Source organism: Nocardia sp. N2S4-5 (assembly GCF_044628355.1).
In the GTDB taxonomy this organism is placed as follows: domain Bacteria; phylum Actinomycetota; class Actinomycetes; order Mycobacteriales; family Mycobacteriaceae; genus Nocardia; species Nocardia wallacei_B.
Genome location: NZ_JBIUPM010000001.1, coordinates 7,298,325 through 7,319,797, shown reverse-complemented (window position 1 = coordinate 7,319,797; position 21,473 = coordinate 7,298,325). Strand labels below are relative to the sequence as shown.

19 protein-coding genes are annotated in these 21,473 nt (G+C 67.1%); 9 read left to right on the top strand and 10 right to left on the bottom strand.

Annotated elements, in window-relative coordinates; all coding sequences use genetic code 11:
- The first annotated feature begins 33 nt into the window (after window positions 1-33).
- The 4 genes from ACFMRZ_RS33925 to ACFMRZ_RS33910 all read left to right on the top strand — a co-directional run bounded on the left by ACFMRZ_RS33925 (window position 34) and on the right by ACFMRZ_RS33910 (window position 5,061).
- Window positions 34-1,398 carry a M20/M25/M40 family metallo-hydrolase gene (locus ACFMRZ_RS33925; RefSeq protein ID WP_400182285.1) on the top strand — a complete coding sequence of 455 codons (1,365 nt, stop codon included), beginning with the start codon at window positions 34-36 and terminating at the stop codon, window positions 1,396-1,398.
- A 233-nt stretch (window positions 1,399-1,631) separates the two neighbouring features.
- Window positions 1,632-2,468 (top strand): lysophospholipase, encoded by an 837-nt coding sequence (locus ACFMRZ_RS33920; RefSeq protein WP_400182284.1) that lies wholly within the window; start codon window positions 1,632-1,634, stop codon window positions 2,466-2,468.
- 264 nt (window positions 2,469-2,732) lie between these two features.
- Entirely contained in the window at window positions 2,733-3,458 is a 726-nt protein-coding gene (locus ACFMRZ_RS33915; RefSeq protein WP_400182283.1) for a DUF2334 domain-containing protein, read from the top strand.
- 493 nt (window positions 3,459-3,951) lie between these two features.
- On the top strand, window positions 3,952-5,061 hold the full coding sequence (locus ACFMRZ_RS33910; protein WP_400182282.1) for a glycosyltransferase: 1,110 nt from the start codon (window positions 3,952-3,954) through the stop codon (window positions 5,059-5,061).
- Between the two features lie 83 nt (window positions 5,062-5,144).
- On the opposite strand, the gene ACFMRZ_RS33905 is transcribed toward ACFMRZ_RS33910, so the two are convergent.
- The 5 genes from ACFMRZ_RS33905 to ACFMRZ_RS33885 all read right to left on the bottom strand — a co-directional run bounded on the left by ACFMRZ_RS33905 (window position 5,145) and on the right by ACFMRZ_RS33885 (window position 10,001).
- Window positions 5,145-5,540: a PPOX class F420-dependent oxidoreductase gene (locus ACFMRZ_RS33905; RefSeq protein ID WP_400183034.1), complete on the bottom strand. Its 396-nt coding sequence runs from the start codon at window positions 5,538-5,540 to the stop codon at window positions 5,145-5,147.
- 89 nt (window positions 5,541-5,629) lie between these two features.
- Window positions 5,630-6,559 carry a DMT family transporter gene (locus tag ACFMRZ_RS33900; RefSeq protein WP_400182281.1) on the bottom strand — a complete coding sequence of 310 codons (930 nt, stop codon included), beginning with the start codon at window positions 6,557-6,559 and terminating at the stop codon, window positions 5,630-5,632.
- Between the two features lie 56 nt (window positions 6,560-6,615).
- Complete coding sequence (locus tag ACFMRZ_RS33895; protein WP_400182280.1) at window positions 6,616-8,043, bottom strand: metallopeptidase; 1,428 nt, start codon at window positions 8,041-8,043, stop codon at window positions 6,616-6,618.
- Between the two features lie 336 nt (window positions 8,044-8,379).
- The gene (locus ACFMRZ_RS33890) at window positions 8,380-9,606 is read right to left on the bottom strand and encodes an RNA polymerase sigma factor (RefSeq protein WP_400182279.1); all 1,227 of its coding nucleotides are present in this window, start codon (window positions 9,604-9,606) and stop codon (window positions 8,380-8,382) included.
- Window positions 9,606-10,001: a YciI family protein gene (locus ACFMRZ_RS33885; RefSeq protein ID WP_400183033.1), complete on the bottom strand. Its 396-nt coding sequence runs from the start codon at window positions 9,999-10,001 to the stop codon at window positions 9,606-9,608. Before ACFMRZ_RS33885 ends, ACFMRZ_RS33890 begins: the two co-directional genes overlap by 1 nt.
- A 152-nt stretch (window positions 10,002-10,153) precedes the next feature.
- On the opposite strand from ACFMRZ_RS33885, the gene ACFMRZ_RS33880 reads away from it, so the two are divergent.
- Both ACFMRZ_RS33880 and ACFMRZ_RS33875 read left to right on the top strand, forming a co-directional pair.
- Window positions 10,154-10,756: a TetR/AcrR family transcriptional regulator gene (locus ACFMRZ_RS33880; protein WP_400182278.1), complete on the top strand. Its 603-nt coding sequence runs from the start codon at window positions 10,154-10,156 to the stop codon at window positions 10,754-10,756.
- Window positions 10,756-11,115, top strand: a complete 360-nt coding sequence (locus tag ACFMRZ_RS33875) for a DoxX family protein (protein WP_400182277.1) — start codon at window positions 10,756-10,758, stop codon at window positions 11,113-11,115. The genes ACFMRZ_RS33880 and ACFMRZ_RS33875 overlap by 1 nt, the downstream gene beginning before the upstream one ends.
- On the opposite strand, the gene ACFMRZ_RS33870 is transcribed toward ACFMRZ_RS33875, so the two are convergent.
- Window positions 11,108-11,605: a hypothetical protein gene (locus tag ACFMRZ_RS33870; RefSeq protein WP_400182275.1), complete on the bottom strand. Its 498-nt coding sequence runs from the start codon at window positions 11,603-11,605 to the stop codon at window positions 11,108-11,110. The two genes, ACFMRZ_RS33875 and ACFMRZ_RS33870, sit on opposite strands and share 8 nt — an antisense overlap.
- A 2,942-nt stretch (window positions 11,606-14,547) precedes the next feature.
- On the opposite strand from ACFMRZ_RS33870, the gene ACFMRZ_RS33865 reads away from it, so the two are divergent.
- Together ACFMRZ_RS33865 and ACFMRZ_RS33860 are read left to right on the top strand one after the other, a co-directional pair.
- Window positions 14,548-14,721, top strand: coding sequence for a hypothetical protein (locus tag ACFMRZ_RS33865; RefSeq protein WP_400182274.1), 174 nt, complete (start codon window positions 14,548-14,550; stop codon window positions 14,719-14,721).
- Between the two features lie 38 nt (window positions 14,722-14,759).
- On the top strand, window positions 14,760-15,116 hold the full coding sequence (locus ACFMRZ_RS33860; RefSeq protein WP_400182273.1) for a hypothetical protein: 357 nt from the start codon (window positions 14,760-14,762) through the stop codon (window positions 15,114-15,116).
- Between the two features lie 84 nt (window positions 15,117-15,200).
- Here ACFMRZ_RS33860 and ACFMRZ_RS33855 read toward each other — a convergent pair whose 3' ends face one another.
- The 4 genes from ACFMRZ_RS33855 to ACFMRZ_RS33840 all read right to left on the bottom strand — a co-directional run bounded on the left by ACFMRZ_RS33855 (window position 15,201) and on the right by ACFMRZ_RS33840 (window position 21,082).
- Window positions 15,201-15,599: a hypothetical protein gene (locus tag ACFMRZ_RS33855; protein WP_280275953.1), complete on the bottom strand. Its 399-nt coding sequence runs from the start codon at window positions 15,597-15,599 to the stop codon at window positions 15,201-15,203.
- A 121-nt stretch (window positions 15,600-15,720) separates the two neighbouring features.
- On the bottom strand, window positions 15,721-15,870 hold the full coding sequence (locus ACFMRZ_RS33850) for a hypothetical protein (protein WP_400182272.1): 150 nt from the start codon (window positions 15,868-15,870) through the stop codon (window positions 15,721-15,723).
- 1,289 nt (window positions 15,871-17,159) lie between these two features.
- Window positions 17,160-17,471: a hypothetical protein gene (locus tag ACFMRZ_RS33845; protein ID WP_400183032.1), complete on the bottom strand. Its 312-nt coding sequence runs from the start codon at window positions 17,469-17,471 to the stop codon at window positions 17,160-17,162.
- A 905-nt stretch (window positions 17,472-18,376) separates the two neighbouring features.
- Window positions 18,377-21,082 (bottom strand): AAA family ATPase, encoded by a 2,706-nt coding sequence (locus tag ACFMRZ_RS33840; RefSeq protein ID WP_400182271.1) that lies wholly within the window; start codon window positions 21,080-21,082, stop codon window positions 18,377-18,379.
- Window positions 21,083-21,282: 200 nt separating this feature from the next.
- Between ACFMRZ_RS33840 and ACFMRZ_RS33835 the strand changes: the two genes are divergently transcribed.
- Entirely contained in the window at window positions 21,283-21,459 is a 177-nt protein-coding gene (locus tag ACFMRZ_RS33835) for a hypothetical protein (RefSeq protein ID WP_280275957.1), read from the top strand.
- The last annotated feature ends 14 nt before the right edge of the window (window positions 21,460-21,473 follow it).

Genomic DNA, 21,473 nt, shown 5'->3' with positions numbered 1-21,473 from the left:
GGTGACCGTTTCCTCTCCCGAGCGTGGTGACCGATGACCAGCAGCGCGCAGGCATCGACCGGCGTCGACGATCGGACCGCCGAACGGCTGGCGGCGGCGCTGCGCTGTGCCACCGTCTCCTCCGACACCGGTCCCGCGTCGTCCGAGACCGCGGCCGAATTCGACAAGCTGGCCGCACATCTGGAGCGGTGTTTCCCGCTGGTGCACGCCGAACTGGAGATCACCCGCTTCGGCCACAGCCGCCTGTACCGCTGGTCGGGCACCTCACCTGGCACGGCGGCGATCCTGCTGGCGCACCTCGATGTGGTGCCCGTGGACGACGAGCAGCGCTGGACCCACCCGCCGTTCGCGGGCGCGGTGGACGACGAGTTCGTGTGGGGTCGCGGCGCCATCGATGACAAGAGCCGGGTGCTGGCGATCCTGGAGGCCGTCGAGACCGCGCTCGCGGAGGGCCGGCGGCCGGACCGGACGATTTTCCTCGCCTTCGGTCACGACGAGGAGGCGCTCGGCTGCGACGGCGCCGCCCGGATGGCCGCGCACCTACGTTCTCTGGAGGTGCGGGCCGATCTGCTGCTGGACGAGGGCGGCGTGGTGACCGACGGCATCGCGCCGGGCGTGCGACGTCCTACCGCATTTCTGATGCTCGGCGAAAAAGGCTGGGCGACAGTGCGTTTGGCCGTCACCGATCCCGGCGGGCATTCATCGATGCCCGGCCGCCAGACCGCGGTCGGCCGGATCGCGCGGGCCGTGGCGCGGCTCCAGGATCGGCCGATGCCGCTGCGTATGCCGCCCGTGACCGCGGACATGCTCACCCGCATCCGCCCCGCCCTGCCCGCGCTCCCCCGCGCGGCGCTGGGCCTGCTGCCGCGGGCGAACGCCGCGGTGACACGCCTGATGGCGGCGCAACCACAGACCGAGGCCCTGGTGCGCACCACCACGGCGCCGACCGTCATCCGCGGCGGCGTCAAGGCGAACGTGCTGCCGCAGTCGGCGGAGGCGCTGGTGAATTTCCGTATCCTGCCCGGTGATTCGGTGGCCGGGGTGCTCGAGCACTGTCGGCGGGTAGTGCGGGACAACGGAATCGACCTCGAGCTGGTCGGCATGTCGTCGGAACCGTCGGACATCACCGGCCCCGGCCCGGCATTCGATATCGTCGCCGAGATCACCCGCGCCGTGGTGCCGGAGGCGATCGTCACCACCGGAATAGTCCCCGGCGCCACCGATTCTCGCTATTACGACGGCCTCGCCGCCACCCGCTGCAATTTCGCCCCCATCGTCCTGGACGCCGCAGACCTGAAACGCATCCACGGCACGGACGAACGCCTCTCCCGCACCAACTACGGCCGCCTCATCGACTTCAACCGCCGCCTCATCGACCACTACACCCACCAGCCCTGAACACCGTCATCCCGACAACCCACTCAGAAATCGCCGGCCGACCGACCACCATTTGTTGCCACCCGCCTGATATGCCGCCCGTATCGAATCGGCAGCGACCGGCCAATCCACTGTGGGCCGAACCGACAGGTGGTCTGCCGGCCCCGCGGATTTCGGCAGGCCCACATGCCACCTGAGCAGTCCGGAAAGTGCGAGACTGGGCGACGGTGTACGTGGTGGCGGACGGAGGAACGATGGTGCGGACCGAGACCGGCGAGTTCGAGGGGCGGGGCGGGAACGTCTTCTGGCGGGCTTGGCTGCCGGAGGAACAGGTGCGGGGTGTCGTCGTGCTCGTGCACGGCGTGGCCGAGCACTCCGGGCGGTACGAGCATGTCGGGAAACGGTTGGCGGACAATGGGTTCGCCGTGTATGCGCCCGATCACATCGGGCACGGGCAGTCTTCCGGTAGCAAGGCGAATATCGATTCGGTCGACGGTGCGGCCGACAATGTCGCGACGCTGCTCGATTTCGCGGCCCATACCCATCCGGGCGTACCGAAATTCCTTGTCGCGCACAGCATGGGCAGCCTGATCACGCTGTACCTCGCCACGCGAGCGCCACTGGACGTGGCAGGCATCGCGGTCTCCGCACCACCGCTGGTCATCTCGGCGGGCAACCCCGTGCAGCGGCTGCTCGCGCCGATCCTCAGCCGATTCACCCCCGGACTCGGTGTGCTGCAACTCGATTCATCGGCCATCAGCCGCGACCCCGAGGTTGTCCGCGCCTACGACAACGACCCACTCGTCTTCCGCGGCAAACTCCCCGCCCGCACCGGCGCCGAAATCCTCCAGGCGACCGAAACCATCACCCGACGCCTGGATCGCCTCACCGTCCCCACCCTCGTCCTACACGGCACCGCCGACGCCCTCGCCGCCCCGGCAAGCTCCGACCTCATCGAACAGCGCGCCGCCACCTCCGACCTCACCGTCAACCGCTACCCAGGCCTCTACCACGAGATCTTCAACGAGCCAGAACAAGCCACCGTCCTCAACGACCTCACCACCTGGCTGAACCAGCACCTACCCGCCTGAGCACGGCCCACTTCAGCCAGCGGCGGCAGTCCATCAAAGAGGCGGTCACGGGTCATCAGCACATCGAACGTTGCCGACTGAGCCCTGCACCGCTACCTTCGGCGACAGCTCGGCGGGCGCGAGCTGCGGGACGCGGTGAATCGGGTCAAGGGATACGACGACGAGTTGTCGATGTGGGAGTACTGGGCCCGCTGATCCCGACCGGCCCGCAAGGTGACCGGAATTGTTCAGCTGGCGGCAACCGGGCGCTGCTAGCGTGCGCGCGTGCCTGCACGCTTGGTGGTGAGTATCCATGACGTGGCTCCGGCGACCGCCGCCGAGACCGAACGTTGGTGCGCGGATGCCGATGCGTTCGGAATTCCCGTGTCGCTGTTGGTGATTCCCGGGCCGTGGCGGGGAACGAGTTTGGCCGACGCGCCGGAGTATGCGACGTTCCTGCGGGCACGACGTGCGCACGGTGACGAGATCATGATGCACGGCTGGGAGCATCGCGCTCCGGGAACGGGTGCGTTGCCTCGGCGCGCGATCGCCCGGCTGATCGCCCGTGGCGCCGCCGAGTTCGCCGCGTTGGACACCGAAGCGGCCGATACGCGGCTGCGGCGGGCCACGGCGGTGATGAACGAACTCGGTTTGAGCACAACCGGGTTCACACCGCCCGGTTGGCTGGCCTCACCTGCCGCCGAGCGGGCCTTGCAGCGGGCGGGATTCTCACACACCACGGACCATTTCGGCGTCCGAGACCTGCGTTGCGGCAAGCGGTTCCGCGGCTTCGCATTGTCCCAGCGACCCGGCGGCAGCGGGGAGCGCACCGCCGCCCGGCTGATGCAGGCACTCTCCCACCGAACCGCAACCCACGGCGGTTTCGTCCGCATCGCACTACATCCCGACGACCTGCACCGCCCCGGCCTCCGCGACGCCGCCCTCCGCGCGATAGACGCAGCACTATCGGCCGGCGCAAACGCCACCACCTACGCCGAGGTGATCGGGTGACATCCCAGACCACCTCTCCCACTCCGCCTACCCAGACGCCCACGGGACATCGAAGACAGCCCAAACCGCCCCTCCTGCCCATACACAGACGCTCCCGCCCCGGGCCGATCCATTCCATCCATAAGCACTCCCAGCTCGATACGATCCGCACCCTGCACAGCTGCTCCTCACCCGAGCCCATCCGCACCGCGCACAGACGCTCCCGGCTCGGGGATATCCGCACCCCGCACGGCAGCCAATCTCATCCCACCCGCACTACCAAGACGCTCGCCCTCTCCGGGAAGACCCGCACCACCCACACGGTCACCCTCTCCGGGAACACCCGCATGGTCGCCCAATCCGAGACCACCCGCACAACACACGAGCGCTCTCAGCTCAGAGACATCCGTACCGCGCATCCCCTCAATTCTGTACTCGCCCACCGACTCACACCCAGGCGTCGCCGGTCGGCCTTCGGTGGAACATGCGCACGTTCCACGTCAGGGGTTCTCTGATGCGGATCGTTCAGTTGGCGAACTTCTACACCCCCGCCTCGGGTGGCCTGCGTACCTGTGTCGATGAGATCGGGCGGGGTTATGTGGCCGCCGGGCATGACCGTGTGTTGGTGGTGCCGGGGGTGGTCGACGCGGACGAGGGGACATCGGCAGGGCGGCGAATTACCGTGCGGGGACTGCGGTTCGGGGGCGCGGGGTACCACGTGCTCACCGCCCGGCGCACTCGCCCGCTGCTGCAGCGGCTGCGCCCGGACGTGCTGGAGTGCAGCGACAAGCTGAGTATGCGGTGGCTCGCGCCGTGGGCTCGACGCACCGGCGTGCCACTGATCCTGTTCTCGCACGAGCGCATCGACGCCATCCTGCGGACCCGCGTCCCGCCCGGATTCCCGCTCGTCACCGCCGCCGACCTGGCCAATCGACGGCTCGCGTCCAGGGTCGAACGCATCGTCGTCACCTCGGAATTCGCTCGTGCCGAATTCACCCGGATCGGCGCGCGCAACGTGCACCGCATTCCGCTCGGCGTGGATCTCGACACCTTCCGGCCGAGCGACAACCCGGCGACCGTCCCCGGCAAGCCGCAACTGATCCTGGTGAGCCGACTGTCCCGCGAGAAGCACCCCGAGCGCGCGATCGAGGCACTACAACTGCTGCGGCACAAGGGAATCGACGCCGAACTCACCGTGGTCGGCGACGGCCCCCTCCGGGGCGACCTCGAGACCCTCGCAGCCGAACTGCCGGTGCGATTCGAAGGCTATGTCCCCGGCCGAAAGGCGATAGCAGACATGATCGCCGCAGCGGATATCGCCCTATGCCCCTCCCCCGCCGAAACATTCGGCTTGGCCGTACTGGAAGCCCTCGCCTGCGGCACCCCGGTGGTCGTTCCGCACGCGGGCGCTGCCCGCGAACTCCTCGGCGATCCGGGCTCCGGCCTCGAATGCGACGGCACCCCAACCGGTCTCGCCGCCGCGACACGCGATCTCCTATCCCTCCCCACCGCACAACGCCGCCACGCTGCCCGCCGCAGCGCCGAACGCTTCCCGTGGTCCCGCACGGTCACCGGAATGCTCACCCTCCACGAGAACTTCGAACCCGCCTTACGCTCCGCGTAACGGCTCCGCACAAAGTCGGCAGCAACGAAGCCTGACCTTCGCCGAACAGAACGACTTGCCCGAGAAGACCCGACCACCGACCGCTAAGCGCCACGACTGGTGAAGTCGAAGGACCCACCGTCGATCCCCCACGAGATAACCCGTTCGGGCCGAATCCGGATGACCGCACGCTCCTGGGGCGGGAACGGCGGCTCCACGTCATCGAGCGCCACAGCAGTACCGCGCACTTCGATACCGCGAATCACATACGGCTCCAAGGAAACCTGTTCGTCGACAACGAACGACACCCGGCTGCCCGCCTCTACATTGCGGTACTTCCGAGTGGAACGCATCCGCATGCCGCCGATATCGATCGTGCCGTCGGCGTTCACCCGATAGCCGGTCGGATTGTTCTGCACAACGCCGTCCGGCGACACCGTTGCCAGCCGACCGATCCCGGCTTCCGCGAGGAACTGCTGTTCATTGCTGGTAAAGATCATGTCGGTCACTCCTCGATATTCGACATCTTCTAGCGTCGCTAGAATGTGAAGCAACGATATCAGCCGACCCGCAAGCTTGTCTAGCGTTGCTAGAAATACTTCCGGCCAGACTCAGCCGGTCTGCTCGGTCCTCCCGCGACCACGACCGCGACCACGGCCGACGGATCCCGTTCGTCGTGCAGGGTAGGGGAATTCGCCAGCAGCACGACACCGGCGATCACCGTGGCGGCAGCGACCGTGAGAGGCAACGGATGCGGGTACGCCGAGGCGGTGAACAAGGTGAGCCCCGCAGCGTAGCTGAGGACCGGATCGGTGATCGTCATGGTGGTGAGAGCAGTGGGGAGGGACCCACGAGCGAAGGCTTCCTGAGTAAGCACGCCCCCGATCACCGTCGAGAACGGCACCCCGAGCCACGCCCAATGCAGTTGCGGCAGTGCGGGAGTCGCGACCGCGACGAACACGGCGGTGGTGGCGAAGCAGCATCCGGCCGCCATCGCGGTCAACGCCGATCGCGACTGGGTGCCGCCGAGGACACGACCCGCCACCAGCAGCACCGGCACCGCGGCAAGGACGAAGCACCCCGCGATCGGAAGCCGATCCACGTGCACCGACCCGAGCGGAATAGATTGCGCCACAAGCATTACCAGCCCACAACACACCGCGACGGTCCCCGCCCAGTCACGGGCCAGCAGCCGGATCCGGCGACGCCGAGCCGCGAACGGCAGGGCGAACAGCAACTGCACCACCAGCAAAGCCTGAACGGTCGAAATCGACCCGTACCGCAAAGCCGTTGCGTGACAAAGGAAACCTGCAACGCTGCACGCTTGCCCGAGCAACCAGCGCCGGTCGGTCAGCAGGGCCCGCGCGATCCCGGCCGCGGCCAGTAGCCCGGACGCCTCCCCCACGGCGAGCGCTGCCCCGCGCGCACTACCTTGCTGCCACGCCGCCGACACCGCGAACAGCAGGGCGGCCAGCAGCGCCGGAGCGCTACCGGCCGCCCACGGCCCGAGTGTCGTCACAGACCCATCCTCGGCGCGGCCGGTGAATCCGGAGTGTCGCGGGAATGGATCGGCGGCTACTTGTAGGTCGCCAGGCAGGCATCCTCACCGTCGAGCACCCCGGTCCGGAACGCCTCCAGCCGCTGGTAGCCGCTGGGCACCAGCTTGCCGTCCACGTCGCTGGCCGCGAGACCGTCGGACAGCAGGCCCGACACGGCGGAATCCAGATCCCCAGACGTCAGCCGCGGATCGCTGGCCGGGTCACTCAGCTTGGTGGTGATGACCCCCGACAAGCACGCGGTGCGCAGGCCCGCGGACTCCGCGCCGGACAACGGCATGTTCCGGTCCTTCTCCACGGCGAGGGCATAGCGCGAGATGAACACCAGGAAGGCGTTGTAATTGCCTTCCACCACCGCCGACAGCGGTTCGTCCGCACCCGGCAGCGCCCCGGCTCGCGCGGCCAGTCCCGGCACGTTGGCCCCGATCTTGTTGGCGGCGGGGCAGAACGACACCGGTTCCACCGCGGTATCTTGCGGGCAGTCCCGCACGACGCCGGAGTAGTCGTACCGCGGCGGCTGCGACATCGGGTAGATGCGGCCCAGCGCCTGCGCGACCAGATCGAGCGACACGGTATCGACCGGCAGCTGGTTCTCCTGGTCGTCCTCCTCGAAGCTGGTGGGCAGCCCGCCGCGGCGCTCCTTGATCTCCTTCTTGTTGATCGTCTTGCAGCCCTCGGTGCCGTCCTGCCAGCCGATCTGCACCGCGGTCACCCGCTCGAACGCCGAACCGTGCGAGTTGTTCTTACCCTCCGGATCGTGATCGCGAACGGCCACCGCCGCACCCAGCACGCCGTTGAGCCCATCGGTGGTGTTCAGCGTGAAGTGCGCCGAGCTGCCCTCCGCCACCTGACGCAGGAACACTCCGGCGAAGCAGTCGGCCTGCTGCTCCAATACCAGTGTGGGAGTGAAGAATCCGTTCAGCCGGGCCTGATCCTGGAGCGAATGACCGTACTCGTGGGCGAGCACCATCACCACCGCCATCTTCCCGTACTTGTCGGTGATCAGCGGGAGCAGTTTGCCGCGGTCCCAGCCGATGGTCTTGTCCAGCTTGCAGTAAGCGGCGTTGACCATGCGGTAGGTCGTCGACTTACAGAATTTCACCGCCTGCTCCTCGGGAGCGCGTGCGTCCCAGGAGATGAAGCGGTCCACGGGCTTGAACGCGCCCTTGAAGAACTTCGGATACTCGGCGCTCCAATAGTCTTGGAGATCCGACAGAGTGTTCAGCGCCAAGCGGTCCATCTCACCGCCGTCGCCGTTCTCCGCCTGCAACGGCGCGTCCGGCACACCGGAGCGAGGGCCGCTGGGCCCGCCGCCCTGCGTCGCGCCGGCCACCTCCCACGGATTGCCGGAGTCGGTGACCCCGGCCTGCTGGACCGCGGTGCCCGTCGACTCGCCGCCGCATCCGGCCAGCGCCACGACCAGCACGAGCAGTCCCGCAAGTGCCACGAACCGCGGCCGTATGTGTCGTATCAAATTGTTTCGCCTCCCCGATTACCACTGTCACGCACCCGGACCACGACGATCCGGTTCCGCGTCAGCGGTCCCCCCGTCTCCGAGCGCCCACATCGTAATCGCATGCGGCGTCGTTAGCGCAACGTTGGCTCGACACCACGTGCGGGAAGTTCGGCTGACGGTGTTCGGGTGTCCCGATGCGGTGTTTCGCGAAACCTCGACAGCGCGCTGCGTCCGGAGCAACAAATGCCCACGGGCATCGAACGGACAGCGATAACCCGAGGACGCTCAACGGCCGGGCAATATCCAGGCTCAGCCCCCTTGCCGCTATCAGCCGAGTCGCGACGCTCGAACGTTCAGATAGCGCTGTTGCGGAAGACTTCTCGCCCGCGAGGCCGCCGCGCGGTAGGCGGTTCGGGCACCATCGCGGTCGCCGAGCATCTCACGCAGGTGTCCCCGCACAGCGTCGACGCGGTGGTCGTCCGGCAGCCGCCCTGCGACCTGTTCGACGATAGCCAGACCCGCGGCGGGTGTGCGGGACATCGCCACGGCCACAGCGTAATTCAGCAGCACCATCGGATTGTCGCCGAACTCCAGCAGCCGCTCGTACAGCAGGGTGATCTGCGGCCAGTCGGTCGAGCCGTAATCCGGTGCTTCGTCGTGCAGCGCCGCGATGGCTGCCTGCAATTGATAAGGGCCGACCGCGCCTTGCGGCAAGGCCGCGGTGATCAGCTCGACACCTTCGGCGATATCGGTTGCGCGCCAACGGCTCCGGTCCTGTTCCTCCATCGGAATCAGCTCACCCGCCGGACCAGTGCGCGCCGGACGGCGGGCGTCGGTCAGCACCATCAGTGCCAGCAAGCCCGCAACCTCACTCTCACCCGGCAGCAGCCGATACAGCAGTCGGGCCAAACGGATTGCTTCCGAAGACAATTCGGCCCGATGCAGTTCCGCCCCGGACGTCGCCGCGTACCCTTCTGTGAAGATCAGGTACAACGCGTGCAGCACCGCCGCGAGCCGTTCATCGCGTTCGGACGGCGAGGGTGCCGCGAATCGAATTCCGCTGTCCGCGATCACCTTCTTGGCCCGGGTGATGCGCCGGGTCATCGTCGCCTCGGACACCAGGAAGGCGCGGGCGATCTCCGCGGTGGTGAGGCCGCCGACGGCACGCAGCGTCAGCGCGACCTGCGACGACGCGGACAGCGCCGGATGACAGCACATGAACAGCAGGATCAGCGTGTCGTCCGCATCGGCGGGCCGGTCGGCCGCCGGCGACAGCCATTCGTCCGGCAAGCGCCGGTGCACCACGGCGTCCTCGCGCGCTCGTCGCGCCTGCTCGCTGCGCAGCAGATCGGTCAGTCGCCGCGCACCGACGGTGATGAGCCAGCTCAGCGGCCGCTCCGGCAAGCCCTCGACCGGCCAGCCGGTGGCGGCCGCCAGCAGCGCCTCCTGCACCGCGTCCTCGGCGGCGTCGAAATGCCCGTAGCGGCGCACCAGCGCACCGAGGACCTGCGGCGCCAACTCGCGCAGCAGGTCGTCGAATTCGGTGCGGGACATCAGATCTCGTCCGCGGACTCCATGATGGGCCGGATGTCGGCGTAGGCGCGGTCGTAGGCTTCCTTCGGCGCCGGGCAACCCTGCAGCCGCGCCGCGATCTCCGTGGCGCGGTCGAAGCTCTCGCACTCGACGATCCAGTACCCGGCGAGCACCTCCTGGGTCTCGGCGTAAGGTCCGTCGGTGACGAACGCCGAGCCGTCCCGGTTGCCGACGCGGCGGGTGTGCACCGGTGCGGCCAGACCGCGAGTCTCGACCAACTCGCCGGACTCCTCCAGTTCCCGGTTGAACGCCGTCATGAACTCGGCCAGCTTCGCGAAATCTTCCGGGGTCCAGGCGGAATTGCCGGACCCGCCCATGCCGTCGTAGTCCTGCTGCGAGCCATAGCTGAGGATCATGTACTTCACGGTCACTCCTTTCGACCGGCGCCCCGTCGGCGCCTCTCACCAGGTACGTCGGAGCTGTCCCTCAGTTTCGGACATCGCGGGCGGGAATGCACGAAGGAAATTCTTACGGAACTCCCGGTTCCGTATGTGCTAGATTCGGAACCGTGAGTTCCGAAACCTCTCCGGCGCGTCCGGGACGTCCGCTGTCCGGCGACACCGACCGAGCCGTGCGGGAGGCCACCCTCGCACTTCTGGCCGAGGTCGGCTACGCCGGGCTGCGGGTGCAGGACGTGGCGGTCCGGGCCGGGGTCGGCAAGGCCGCGCTGTACCGGCGGTGGCCGTCGAAGGCGGCGCTGGCGCTGCACCACCTCATCGGTGATCTGCGGCCGCGCGAGTACCGCGACACCGGTAGCCTGCGTGGCGACTTACGCGATGTGGCAACGGACTTCGTCACGCGAATGGCCCATCCGAGGGTGCGGGCGGTGCTGCCGGAGATCATGGTCGATCTGCTGCACGACCGCTCGTTGCAGAGCGTCTTCGAACAGGTTTGCCTGCTGCCGGAGCAGGAGCTCATTCGCCGGGTCGCCACGCAGGCGGTCGCTCGTGACGAACTCACCGCGATGCCCGACTTGCGTTGGGCGCACGCACAATTCGCCGGACCGGTATTCCTGTGGCTGCACCTGCTCGGCGGCGACAACGACTCGGCCCTCGTGGACCGAGTCGCGAATTCGGTGGCGGCCGCCTGGCTGCACCCTGAGGAGAACTGATGAACAGCTGGCTGTGGGTGGGGCAGATCGTCCTCGCCGCGTCCTTCATTGTCGGCGGACTCGCCAAGGTCGCCGTACCCAAGGACAAGCTGCGCGGCCCGATGCCGTGGGTCGACGACCTGTCGGAGCGTGCGGTGCGCGGGATCGGTGTGGTCGAGGTGCTGGGCGGCGCCGGAGTCGTGCTGCCCTGGGCGACCGGTGTCGCCGCGGTGCTCACGCCGATCGCGGCGGTGGGGCTCGCGCTGGTGATGGTCGGCGGGTTCGCCACTCACCTTCGCCGTGCCGAATACGGCCGGTCGCTGTCCAATGTCGCGTTCTTCGTCGTCGCCGTCCTGGTCGCGATCGGACGCTTCACCTGACCAGCTGCGAATTCGACTCTGCGGCAGGGTATTTCGGCACCGATCCGGCCAATGCGTCGTGCAGAATCCTGGCTGTCTTCCCGGCGCGTTTGCCCTGCAGCACGACCTCTGTGAAGCCGTCGACGAGTGCCCGCGCAGGGTCCAGCGGATTGTAGGCGCCCCCGTGCAACGAATCGGTGAGCGCGGTCTGCCACGCCAGTTCGTGCGCACCGAAGCCGCCGGCCCGGTCGAGGGCATGGCCGTATTCGCGCACGACAGCCGCATACACGGCACGCTCGAACTTGCGTCTGGACCAGCGCCCCCGCGGTTGTTCGGAGTGGTCCGGCTGGATCAGGGTGCGGTCCAACACGAGCCAGAAGCCGCGGGCGTCCTCCGTGCACGGCCCGGGTCCCGTCCGCTGCACCACGCCGCCCCCGGGTTCGCTGATCTCGATGCCGCGCACCGGGATCGGGTACTTCGCATGCAGGTCGTCGAGGGCCGCGGCAATCACGCGAGCGGTGCGCGGATCCAGCCCGTCCCGATCGCATCCGATGATCTCGAGGCTGCGGACAGGCGATGGCTGCTGAGGGGCCGGCAATTCGGGGGGTGCGAGTTGGGGCGGTTGGCCGGGGGGTTGCGACCACCGAGGGTCGCCCGGCACAGGTTCGCCCGCCGCCCGCTGCCCGGTCCGAGAAGGGCGGGGCCGCAGGAGGTCCGCCGAGGACGGATCGGCCAACACCGGTCCACTATGAACATGCTCAGCCGAAGTGGACTGCTTCGACGCGGGCCGCGGCCGAAGTAGATCCGCAGACGACGGATCAGCCAACACCTTCCCGCTATGAACATGCTCAGCCGAAGGCGATCGGTTCGATGCAGGGCGCGGCCGGAGAAGATCCGCTGACGACGGATCGGCCAACACTTGCCCGCCACGCACATCCGCCGCCGCCAGAGACTCACCCAGCACAACCCCGCCACGGACGCCTTCCTCACGCAGCGGCTCCTTCAGCGCGGGGCGGGGTCGCAGAAGCCCCGCCGACGACGGATCGGCCAGCACACCCCCACCGCCAATTTCCTCCGACCGAAACTCCGTCAGCACCGGCGCATTACGAAGCCCTTCCTCCACCGCAGGCCGAGGCCGAAGCAGGTCCGCCGACGAGGGATCAGCCAACACCGGCCCACCACGCACACCCTCCGTTGACGGAGAATCTCCCAGCACAGCCCCGTCACGGCCGGTTCCCTCCGACCACGAGTCCTGTCGGGCAGGGCGAGGACGCAAAAGCTCCACCGACGACGGATCGGCCAACACCGCACCACCAGGGGCATCCGACACAGCCCCGCCGATGATCCCTTCCTCCGGCTCAGATCTCTTCAGCGCAGGGCGAGGACGTAGCAGTTCTGCCGACGAGGGATCAGCCAATACCGGACCACCACGCACACCCGCCGTCGGCCGAGGCACCCCCGGCACAGCCTCATCAACAATCTCTTCCTCCGGCCGAGACTCCTTCAACGCAGGGCGAGGACGTAGCAACTCAGCCGACGACGGATCAGCCAACACCGGACCACCACGAACACCTACAGCCGATGTCGGTTCGGTCAACGCGGAGCGAGGCCGCAAAAGCGCTGCCGAAGATGGATCGGCCAACACCTGCTCACCATGCACGCCCTCTGCCGACCGAGGCCGACCCGGCACCCCCTCACCAACAATCTCTTCCTCCGGCCGAGACTCCTTCAGCGCCGAGCGAGAACGTAGCAACTCAGCCGACGACGGATCGGCCAGCACCGGACCACCACGCATACCGTCCACCGACCGAGGCCTGCCCGGCGCAGCCCCGTCAACGACATCTTCCTCCGACGAGGATGCCTTCAACGCACGCCGAGGGCGTAGTAGCTCCGCCGACGACGGATCGGCCAATACCGGACCTCCATGCACGCCCTCGATCGACTGAGGCCCGCCCGGTGCAGCCGCGCCAATGATCTGTTCGTCCGGCCGAGACTCCTTCAGCGTAGGGCGAGGACGTAGCAGTTCTGCCGACGAGGGATCAGCCAATACCGGCCCACCACGCACACCCGCCGTCGGCCGAGGCTCGCCGGGCGCAGCCGCGTCAACGATCCCCTTCTCCGGACCAGACTCCTTCAACGCAGGTTTGGGCGGCAAGACGTTCGTCGACGACTGGGCAGCCGGGGCAGGCTCAGGATAGGCGCGCTGTTCTGGCGACGGTTCCTTCGAAGGTGGCTGCGGCTGTGGAACATTCGGGAATGACGGGTCGGCCGACAGGGGCTCGCCCGGGGGCGGCTCCGTCGATGGAAACCTGGCCCGGGGAGGTCTTCTGGGCGGAGGTTGGGCCGACAGACGCCCGGTTTGCAGGCGGCCGGGCGTCAGGGGCTTGGCGGTGCCGTAGGCGTGGGTGTGCCGCGGATCGGGCTTGCGCACCGGCCGACGCGAATCGGGCTCTCCTACGGCCGAATTGGTGTCGGTCGAGGCAGCGGACGCGGAAGCCATCGGCGACTGAGCCACCGTCGCCGATGTGGCTCCCCCCAAACCTGCGGAACGTTTCGACCACGGTGTCGGACCGGATTTCCCAGCCCGCGCACCCGCTGGCGACGCAGCGACGGACTTCTGATTCTGCACAGCCTCTGATGAATCAGGCCGCACGTCCCGCACAGACGAGCCCTGCGCCCCACGCCCCGCCGAACCGACCTTCGTCCCTTGCGTCGGCGGTCCCGCCGCCGTACCGAGCATCCCCCGCCGCACCGCCCTTTCCCGCACCAAACCTCGAGTAGTCGCGTCCGGCACTTCACCTCGGGTTGCTGCGCCCGGCACCACATTTCGGACCGCTGCACCCTGCACCGCACCTCGAGGTGCTGCGCCCGCCGCCGCATCTTGGATCACTGCATCCGGTGCCGCACCTCGGACTGCCGCATCCCCGGCCGCTGCGCCCGGGACCTCCACACGGGCCACTACATCGCGCAGCGCGCCTGCCGCTGCCGACACCGCGCCTGATACCACCATGCCCGGCATGACGCCTCGGACCGCTGTATCCCCGGCCCTCCCCACGTCCACCGCACCCGGCGGCGGCGCATCCCGAGCCGCCGGGCCGGATATCACTGCCGCAGTCTGCACATCGCCGCGAGCGTCACCCATGCGACTTTCGGCGGCGGCGATGGCCTTTTTCAATCCGTCGACAGTCAGAGAAGCCTGGACGATGAGCTGTTCCAGCGTCGACAGCAGCGCACGCAACGTGTCCGCGTCGGACTGCGAGGGCTGGCTCACCGATCTCTCCTGCTCGTCGCGCCGATTCAGGACAGGTCCATCTCGACCTCACTCCTCGGCGGCGAATCCTACTTTCCCACGCCCAGCCCGACGAAGCATCACCACCAGCGAAAACCACCCGCACAGGCATCGCCCCAACCGCGATCCCCAGCCTTATAGCCGTACTTATAAGAGTTCTGAGTATGAAACCTCTGGTCAAGCCGGAGCGAGTGTTCAACCGGGAGCGCGAGTGGGACGGGCTGACGCGGTTCGTCAGCGGCGCCGGGTTCGACGAGAACCTCAGAGCCGCAAGTCTCGACCCGGGACAGGGCAATCCTCTGCTGGTCGACTTGCACAGCATCTACACGACCCCGTGAACACCCGGTCATGGATCCGTGCTGGTTAGGCTGGCTGGGTGATCACGATCGGGCGCAGGGCCCGGAGGCTGCCCGCACCCGCGCATGTTGTCTGGGGGTCGCTCACGAAGCCGACGCGGCCGGGTGCTCGGCCGTGGCTGAACCTGCGGGCGGACGAAGTGGAGCCCGCGGTACTGGCGGCCGTGGAGCCGACGACGGTGACGTGGTCATCCTTGTGGCCGAGCCGCGCCGACGTTCGAGTGCAATTCGATCTCGAGGTCGACGGGGCGGATACGTGCCTGCGGTACACGATGCTGGCCGAAGAACCGGCACCGGATCGGAGCAAGACCGGACATCTTCGCTATCGCATCAACAAATTGCTGTTCGCCGACCTCCGCTACTCCTACGGCCAATAGCTCATCGCCGCGCAGTCGGCTCCTGCCCGCGCCGAGAAAGCGGTGACCGGAAGGGAATTCGGACCACCGCTTCCCGGCGGCACATCAGGAGGCCAGGGCCGCGGTGATCTTGCGAGCCATCTCGACCACAGCCGGGCCGGGCTGCCCCTGCCGAGTGCGGGCGGCGGTCTCCACAGCGACGGTGACCGTATTGCGGAAATTGTCGGCCTCCGCCGGATCCTGCTGCTCGAGCAGGGTCACGGCCGCGGTCAGGGCTGGGAGCACCTGGTCCGCGAGTTCCGCGACGGTCTTCCCCGTCAGCTTGATGTCCTTGGACTTCGCCGCGAGCACGTGCCCGGACAACCCGGTCGCCGACGCCAGCGCGACGGTACCGTCGGTCGCCGCCCGGTGCGCCGAGGTGCCCGCGGCGGCCATCAGCGATACAGCGCCGTAGGCGGCAACACGCAGGGTGGACTTGTCCTGGTCGGTCAGAGTGATGGTCATGGCGTGTACTCCTTCATCGGTCGTGTCGCCCGGACCCCTTGTGGCCCGGCCGTTTTGTTCGATGTACACACTGTCGCCGCCCCGCCTGACACGCCCCTGATGCCGACCTGACACCTCCCTGTCACGGACCGGTCCACGCGCCGCCTTCCGTCGACAGCAGATACGCGGCGTCTATACAGGCCACCACACCGCCCATACGAGCACGACCAGCGGAATACCGACCGCTGACAATAGACAGGTGATGGAGAATGAGCTGTTCCAGCGTCGACACCAGCGATACCCCTAAATTGGGGGCACGACCTTTCGGGGCATACTCCTCCAGCAGTAATTCTGCGGGGTACCGGGTGACCAACGCCGAGAACTGGCGACTTCACTGATCCGAACGACACCTTGTGCGACTTAGAATCCTAACGGTGTATAGGACGACGCCGCTTTGTCGAATCTTCGGCTCTGCCGAGGACCGCGTTGGTTGCGAACCGCGAGAGTTTTGGATTCGGTGCGCGCACTCTGGGCACCACGCCACGCAACTGGGCGGCAGACATGTTCGTCGCAAATCAGGTGGCGGCCGGCACACCCTTTCTTCAGAGGCACTATGACCACTTACTACTGGTACTCGTCCAAGGACCACAAACTACACCAGTCGGACCACCCGCCGGAGTCGGGATATTACTCCACGCAGGATCACCCCGGCGGAGACATCACCCTATACCAGGTGAACCCGGACAGCGCCGATGATCCCATACGCGTCGACGGCTGGCCCTTCGACAAGTACAAAGAAATTGGTATCGACTACCTCGCCGACGGTACGGCTTTCCATATCAAATGGCAGGATGGCCTGCCGGTGTTCGACCGATTTGCGTCAGACGACCGGAACCTGCCCCTGCCATGGACTAAATTCCTCGGTGACCAGGATGCGCCCGGGGTGGGCGATAAGATCAATTCTTTCGAACTGGAAATTCCAGTGCCGCCGAAGTCCACAGTGTCGAACGATTTGAGAACGGCTATTTCCGTGGCGAACGACGAGCTGCGGTACCTGATGTATCAGATGGGGACAGAGAGCAAAGAGAAGCCGTCGTTGTTGATCTCGCCGTCGGAGAACGACAAGAATACGATGGACAAGAATCTGACGAAGTCGTTCATGGACACGATCGCGTCGGGTGAGGCCGCGGACGGGTATTTGTCGGCGATCACCTATCTGGAAGCTCTCGCGGACGAGTGGAACAAGAAGGATTCGCAGTATCGGCTGACCGAGCAGACGCTGGGGAATTTGAACAGCCGCTACTACAAGAACATGTGGGACCGGATCCAGACGGTGCGTGAGAACATGTGGAAGAGTATGAAGTTTCTGGACCCCCAGGAGATTGCCTGGACCGAAGCGCAGTTCAGGAAATCCGAAGCGGACCGTGCCCAGATCACCAAGGATCTCGCCGACGAAAAGCAAACAGCGGCCGGGTTGCAAGAAGCGCTGCGGGAACCCGGAATCCAGCACGTGATCGAGGAAAGGGCGCTGTACAACCTGATCCGGGAAGCGGTCGCAGGTTGCCGCGACGATGTCGTCTCCTACGTCGACACCGTTGCCGAACTGCCCTTCGACATCGGCCCACCGGCACCCGCGCCGTCCCCGGCGCCCTCCCCGTCGCCGTCGCCATCTCCTTCCCCGTCACCATCTCCATCTCCTTCCCCGTCACCATCTCCGTCTCCCTCCCCGCCGCCATCTCCGTCTCCCTCCCCGCCGCCATCTCCGTCTCCAACATCAACATCCAGCGACGAGGACTTCAGCAACCTGTTCAGCGATCTCGACCTGACGGGTGAGGACGGCAGCGCCCTCACCGGTGACGAGAGCGGCCTCGTCACCGCCGACGGTTCACCCATCGGCGCCACCGGTAGTGGCGTCGCCGCGACGCCCGCCGGCTACCAAGCGCCCGCCACCAATACCGGCGGAAGCAGCGGCGGTGGAGACGCGCTCGGCGGACTCACCTCCATCCTGCCCATGCTGACGACCATGCTCTCCGGCGGTCTCGGCGGCGCGGGCAATCTGCTCGGCGGCAACAAGGACGAAGACAAGCCCAGCGAAGAGGAAATCAACGAACGCGAGCAGGCCGCGTACGAGGCGGGCGCGCAATCACAGCAGACCGTCACCGCCCAGCAGGCCGGTTACGCTCAGCAACCCGGTGCGACCGACCCCAATGTCGCCGGCGCGCAACCCGCCGCTGTCAGCCCACCCACCGGCAACGGTAGCCCGCCGCCCGTCAACTCTCCTGGCACCATGGTCGACTTCCCCATTCGCGACGGCGTCACCCAGCAAGTCCCCACAACCGTCGCCGAGGCTCTCAACCGCCAGCTCCACGACGGCGCGACCGACGCCAATGCCGCCTACGCCGGCACTCCCGGCGAATCGACCGGCGACCACCGCTGGACCATCGTCAACGATCTCGACAAGCTCCGAACCGGCGACATCGTCCAGTGGTCCAACCACAGCGCCCTCATCGTCGTCGACAACGGCACCGTCAGCTACGTCGACAACGGCCAATTCCTCCCCCTCGACCCACACAATCCTCAGAACGGCAGCAGCTACGGCGCCTTCCAGGGATTCCGCCACCCTTCGGGCATCCCCGACCCCGACAACACCGCCGTAAGCGTGGCCACCACCCCACCCACCATAACCACCGCCCAGGACCCCAGCGCCGACGAACCACCGAAAATCTGACACCTGCGCCCGACACCGTCCAGATGGCATCGTCGGGAACCGAGAAGACCACCGATCCAACGGTCGACGCTCACCGTTGTCGCCCGGTGAGGATGACCCCGATAAGGTCAGCGCGCGATCGGATGTCCAACTTGTTGAAGATCTTTCGCAGGTGGTAGTCGATCGTTCGGGCACCGAGGAACATCTGAGCGGCGATTTCGCGGTTGGTGTAGCCCTGCGCAACGGCCTGCGCGATGCGCACCTCCTGGGGCGTGAGCACCTCGACTTCACTCGAGCGTGCCGGGTCCTCCACAATCTCCCCGGCCGCACGCAACTCGGCACGAGCCCTATCTGCCCACGCCGAGGCACCCAGCGATTGAAAGGTCTCGAATGCCTCCCGCAATGGGCGGCGGGCTTCGGTCCGGCGGCGGCGCCGACGCAGGTACTCCCCGTACAGCAGCCGAGTCCGAGCGGACTCTATCGGCTGGTCACCGTATCCGTGCAGTTCGAGGGCACGATCGAAGGCACCTTCAGCATCCTCGGGCTCGGCGAGCAATGCCTCGCACCGCGCCACCAGTGCGCTCGGTTCCGGTGCGCCGGTCGACGCGGCCTGCCGAAGCGACGCGAAAGTCTTGGTCGCGAGGTCGCGTTTGCCGGCTTGAACGGCAGCCTCCACCAGCTCCGGTGCGGACATCAGAATGACCCCTGGATGAACGAAATCGCTCGGTGATTGGAGATATGTCAGTGCCGAATCAGGTCGGCCGGCGACCAGGTCGATCAGCCCCAGGGCGCGCCTGGCGGTGGTGACAACGACCGCCAGGCGGCGGGGAATTGCTTCGGCCAAGGCCTCATTGGCAAGGTCACGTGCGTTTTGATCTCGTCCTTCCAGCGCCGCAAGCAGAGCCAGAGTGCTGCGGTACCAGCAACTCGCGTTGCTCAGCCCGATCTCGTCGGCGAGGCGATGCCCCTCCTCCGCGGAGACCCCCGCGGAGCGGAGGCGCCCACTGGCGATGTCGTCGATCACCGAGCGCTCCAGCGCCCAGATCAGAAATATGACCGCTCCGGTGTCCCGGGCGTGCCGCACGGCCGTCCGGTTCAGTCGTCGGCCCCGGTCTCGCTCGCCCAGGCTTCTCAGCATTCCACTGGCCCCGAGCAGCATGGCGGGATCGGTGAACGCCTCCACGGCATCCAGGTCGGCGGAGGACAATTTGTGCGGTCGCCCCGTCCGGGCGCGGCATGCTCCGCGGAACAGTCTGAGGAGCGCATCGTGAGAGCTGTTGTCGGAGAGCGACAATCGCTCGACGATCTCCGCGAGTCCCGACCATTCGGTGGGCAGGTTCGCGTGAAAGCTGGCTTCTTCCCAGACTATCAACGACAGAATCGCCTGCTGTGGATCGGCTTCCACGATCGCCGGCATCAGCGGGCCGAGCATGGCCATCGCGTCGCTCGGCGTCCCCGTGTGCAACTCCATCAACGAGCGCAGCCACAGGACGTCGCGACGCAACGACTCCTCGGGCGGCCCTTCTCTGTCGATCAATTCGAGCATAAGTGCCGCTCGATCGGAGTCACCGCTGTTGAACCACGCCACAGCCGATTCGAGATACCGCTGGTAACGACGGGGACCGCCGGTACTCAGGTCGCCTGCTCGGGCGAGCAGCGCCGCCGCGGTTGCCGTGCTGACCTGGATGCCGCGGCCCGCCCGATCGATCCGATCGGCCACTTCGTCGTCCGGACCATCGACCGCCTGTCCCAGATGCCACGCGCAACGTACGAGGTCCGCGGCCGAAGTCAGCACCGCAGCAAGTGCACGGTGCGCAGCGCGCCGATCCGATGCGGCGGCGCCGCGGTAGACGGCCGCGCGGATAAGGGGGTGGCGAAAGGCAATCGCCCCCGTGTCCGTCTCGATGAGTTCGTCCAGCGTGCCGAGTTCTGCCGTTGGAGCCGCATCGAATTCGGCTGCCGCCGGCGCCAGGAGATCGCGACGGATGTGGCCTGCGGCCGCAACCAGGAGCAGCAGCCGCCGCACCGGTGGAGTGTGCCGCAGCACCCGCGCAAGGAAGGCCTCGCGCAACGTGTCCGCCAGCAGCACGGGCGCCGACAGCGATGGGCCGTGCGGAATTGCACCGACAGGCAACTCGATGATTGCCAGTGGATTGCCTGCCGTCGCCTCCAGAACGAGTTCCCGCTGCGCCCGCGACAGCCGCGACCGTGTCCGCTCGGACAGTAGGCGCATCGCGGCTCCACGCTCCAACGCCTCCAACGGCATGTCCACAGCACCCGACACCACGAGGGACGGTTGCTCGCTCGTCCTGGAACTCAGCACCAGCACGATCGGCTCAGAGTCCAGCCGCCTGCCTACGAACTCCAAAACCCGCGCCGACGCGCGGTCGATCCACTGGACGTCATCGACCAAGCACACCACCGGCCGACCGGAGGCCAGTTCCGACAGCAACGACAGCGTCGCGAGACCTACCAGAAAGGATTCGGGCGCAGGGCCCGCGGCCAGGCCGAACACAACTCCGAGTGCCGAAGATTGCGGGGCAGGCAACCGGTCGACCCGGTCCAGCACCGGCAGGAGCAATTGGTGCAACGTCGCGTAACCGAAGTCGGCCTCGGCTTCGGCACTCGTGGCTCGCAGCACCGACGTCTCCGAAACCGCGGCGGCAAGGTGGTCCAAGAGCGCGGTTTTGCCGATCCCGGGTTCTCCGCGCAGGCTGACCACCGCACCACGTCCGGTGTGTGCACGATCCACCAGGGCAACAAGCACATTCTGCTCTTTATCTCGACCGTACAGCACACTTCGAGACTAATTCGGTTCGGCAGCCTGGAGATTCGCCACCTCCGGGAAACCTGGACGGTCTCCCGAATTCTGCAGCGCGCGCTGTCCCGGGTTATTGTCCACCCGGTTGCGAGAATCAGAACACGCATTGTAGGTGCCGGTTGGCATTCTAGAATCAGGCGCTCCGAGACACGGGGCAGGAGATAGAGGAGGCGGCGGTGGGGATGTTCGATGCCATCCGGCGAGGGCGCACGGCCAAGCTCGAGAAGGCCCGGACCGCGGCGTACGAGAAGGCGATTCGGGGCGGGGCTTCGGAAACGGAAGCCGCGGCCGTCGCGGACGAAGCCGCCGAACGCGCGGCTCGCCGACGGCGGTTGCTGCTGTTCGGAAGCTGAGTTCTCGCCGCCCG

Excerpts from the sequence above, each read along its gene's own strand:
- ACFMRZ_RS33925 (WP_400182285.1), top strand. The coding sequence starts at position 34 with ATGACCAGCAGCGCGCAGGCATCGACCGGCGTCGACGATCGGACCGCC.
- ACFMRZ_RS33920 (WP_400182284.1), top strand. The coding sequence starts at position 1,632 with ATGGTGCGGACCGAGACCGGCGAGTTCGAGGGGCGGGGCGGGAACGTC.
- ACFMRZ_RS33910 (WP_400182282.1), top strand. The coding sequence starts at position 3,952 with ATGCGGATCGTTCAGTTGGCGAACTTCTACACCCCCGCCTCGGGTGGC.
- ACFMRZ_RS33905 (WP_400183034.1), bottom strand. The coding sequence starts at position 5,540 with ATGATCTTTACCAGCAATGAACAGCAGTTCCTCGCGGAAGCCGGGATC.
- ACFMRZ_RS33890 (WP_400182279.1), bottom strand. The coding sequence starts at position 9,606 with ATGTCCCGCACCGAATTCGACGACCTGCTGCGCGAGTTGGCGCCGCAG.
- ACFMRZ_RS33885 (WP_400183033.1), bottom strand. The coding sequence starts at position 10,001 with ATGATCCTCAGCTATGGCTCGCAGCAGGACTACGACGGCATGGGCGGG.
- ACFMRZ_RS33875 (WP_400182277.1), top strand. The coding sequence starts at position 10,756 with ATGAACAGCTGGCTGTGGGTGGGGCAGATCGTCCTCGCCGCGTCCTTC.
- ACFMRZ_RS33865 (WP_400182274.1), top strand. The coding sequence starts at position 14,548 with ATGAAACCTCTGGTCAAGCCGGAGCGAGTGTTCAACCGGGAGCGCGAG.
- ACFMRZ_RS33855 (WP_280275953.1), bottom strand. The coding sequence starts at position 15,599 with ATGACCATCACTCTGACCGACCAGGACAAGTCCACCCTGCGTGTTGCC.
- ACFMRZ_RS33845 (WP_400183032.1), bottom strand. The coding sequence starts at position 17,471 with ATGGGTGAACCGTCGGCGGTGACGAGGCCGCTCTCGTCACCGGTGAGG.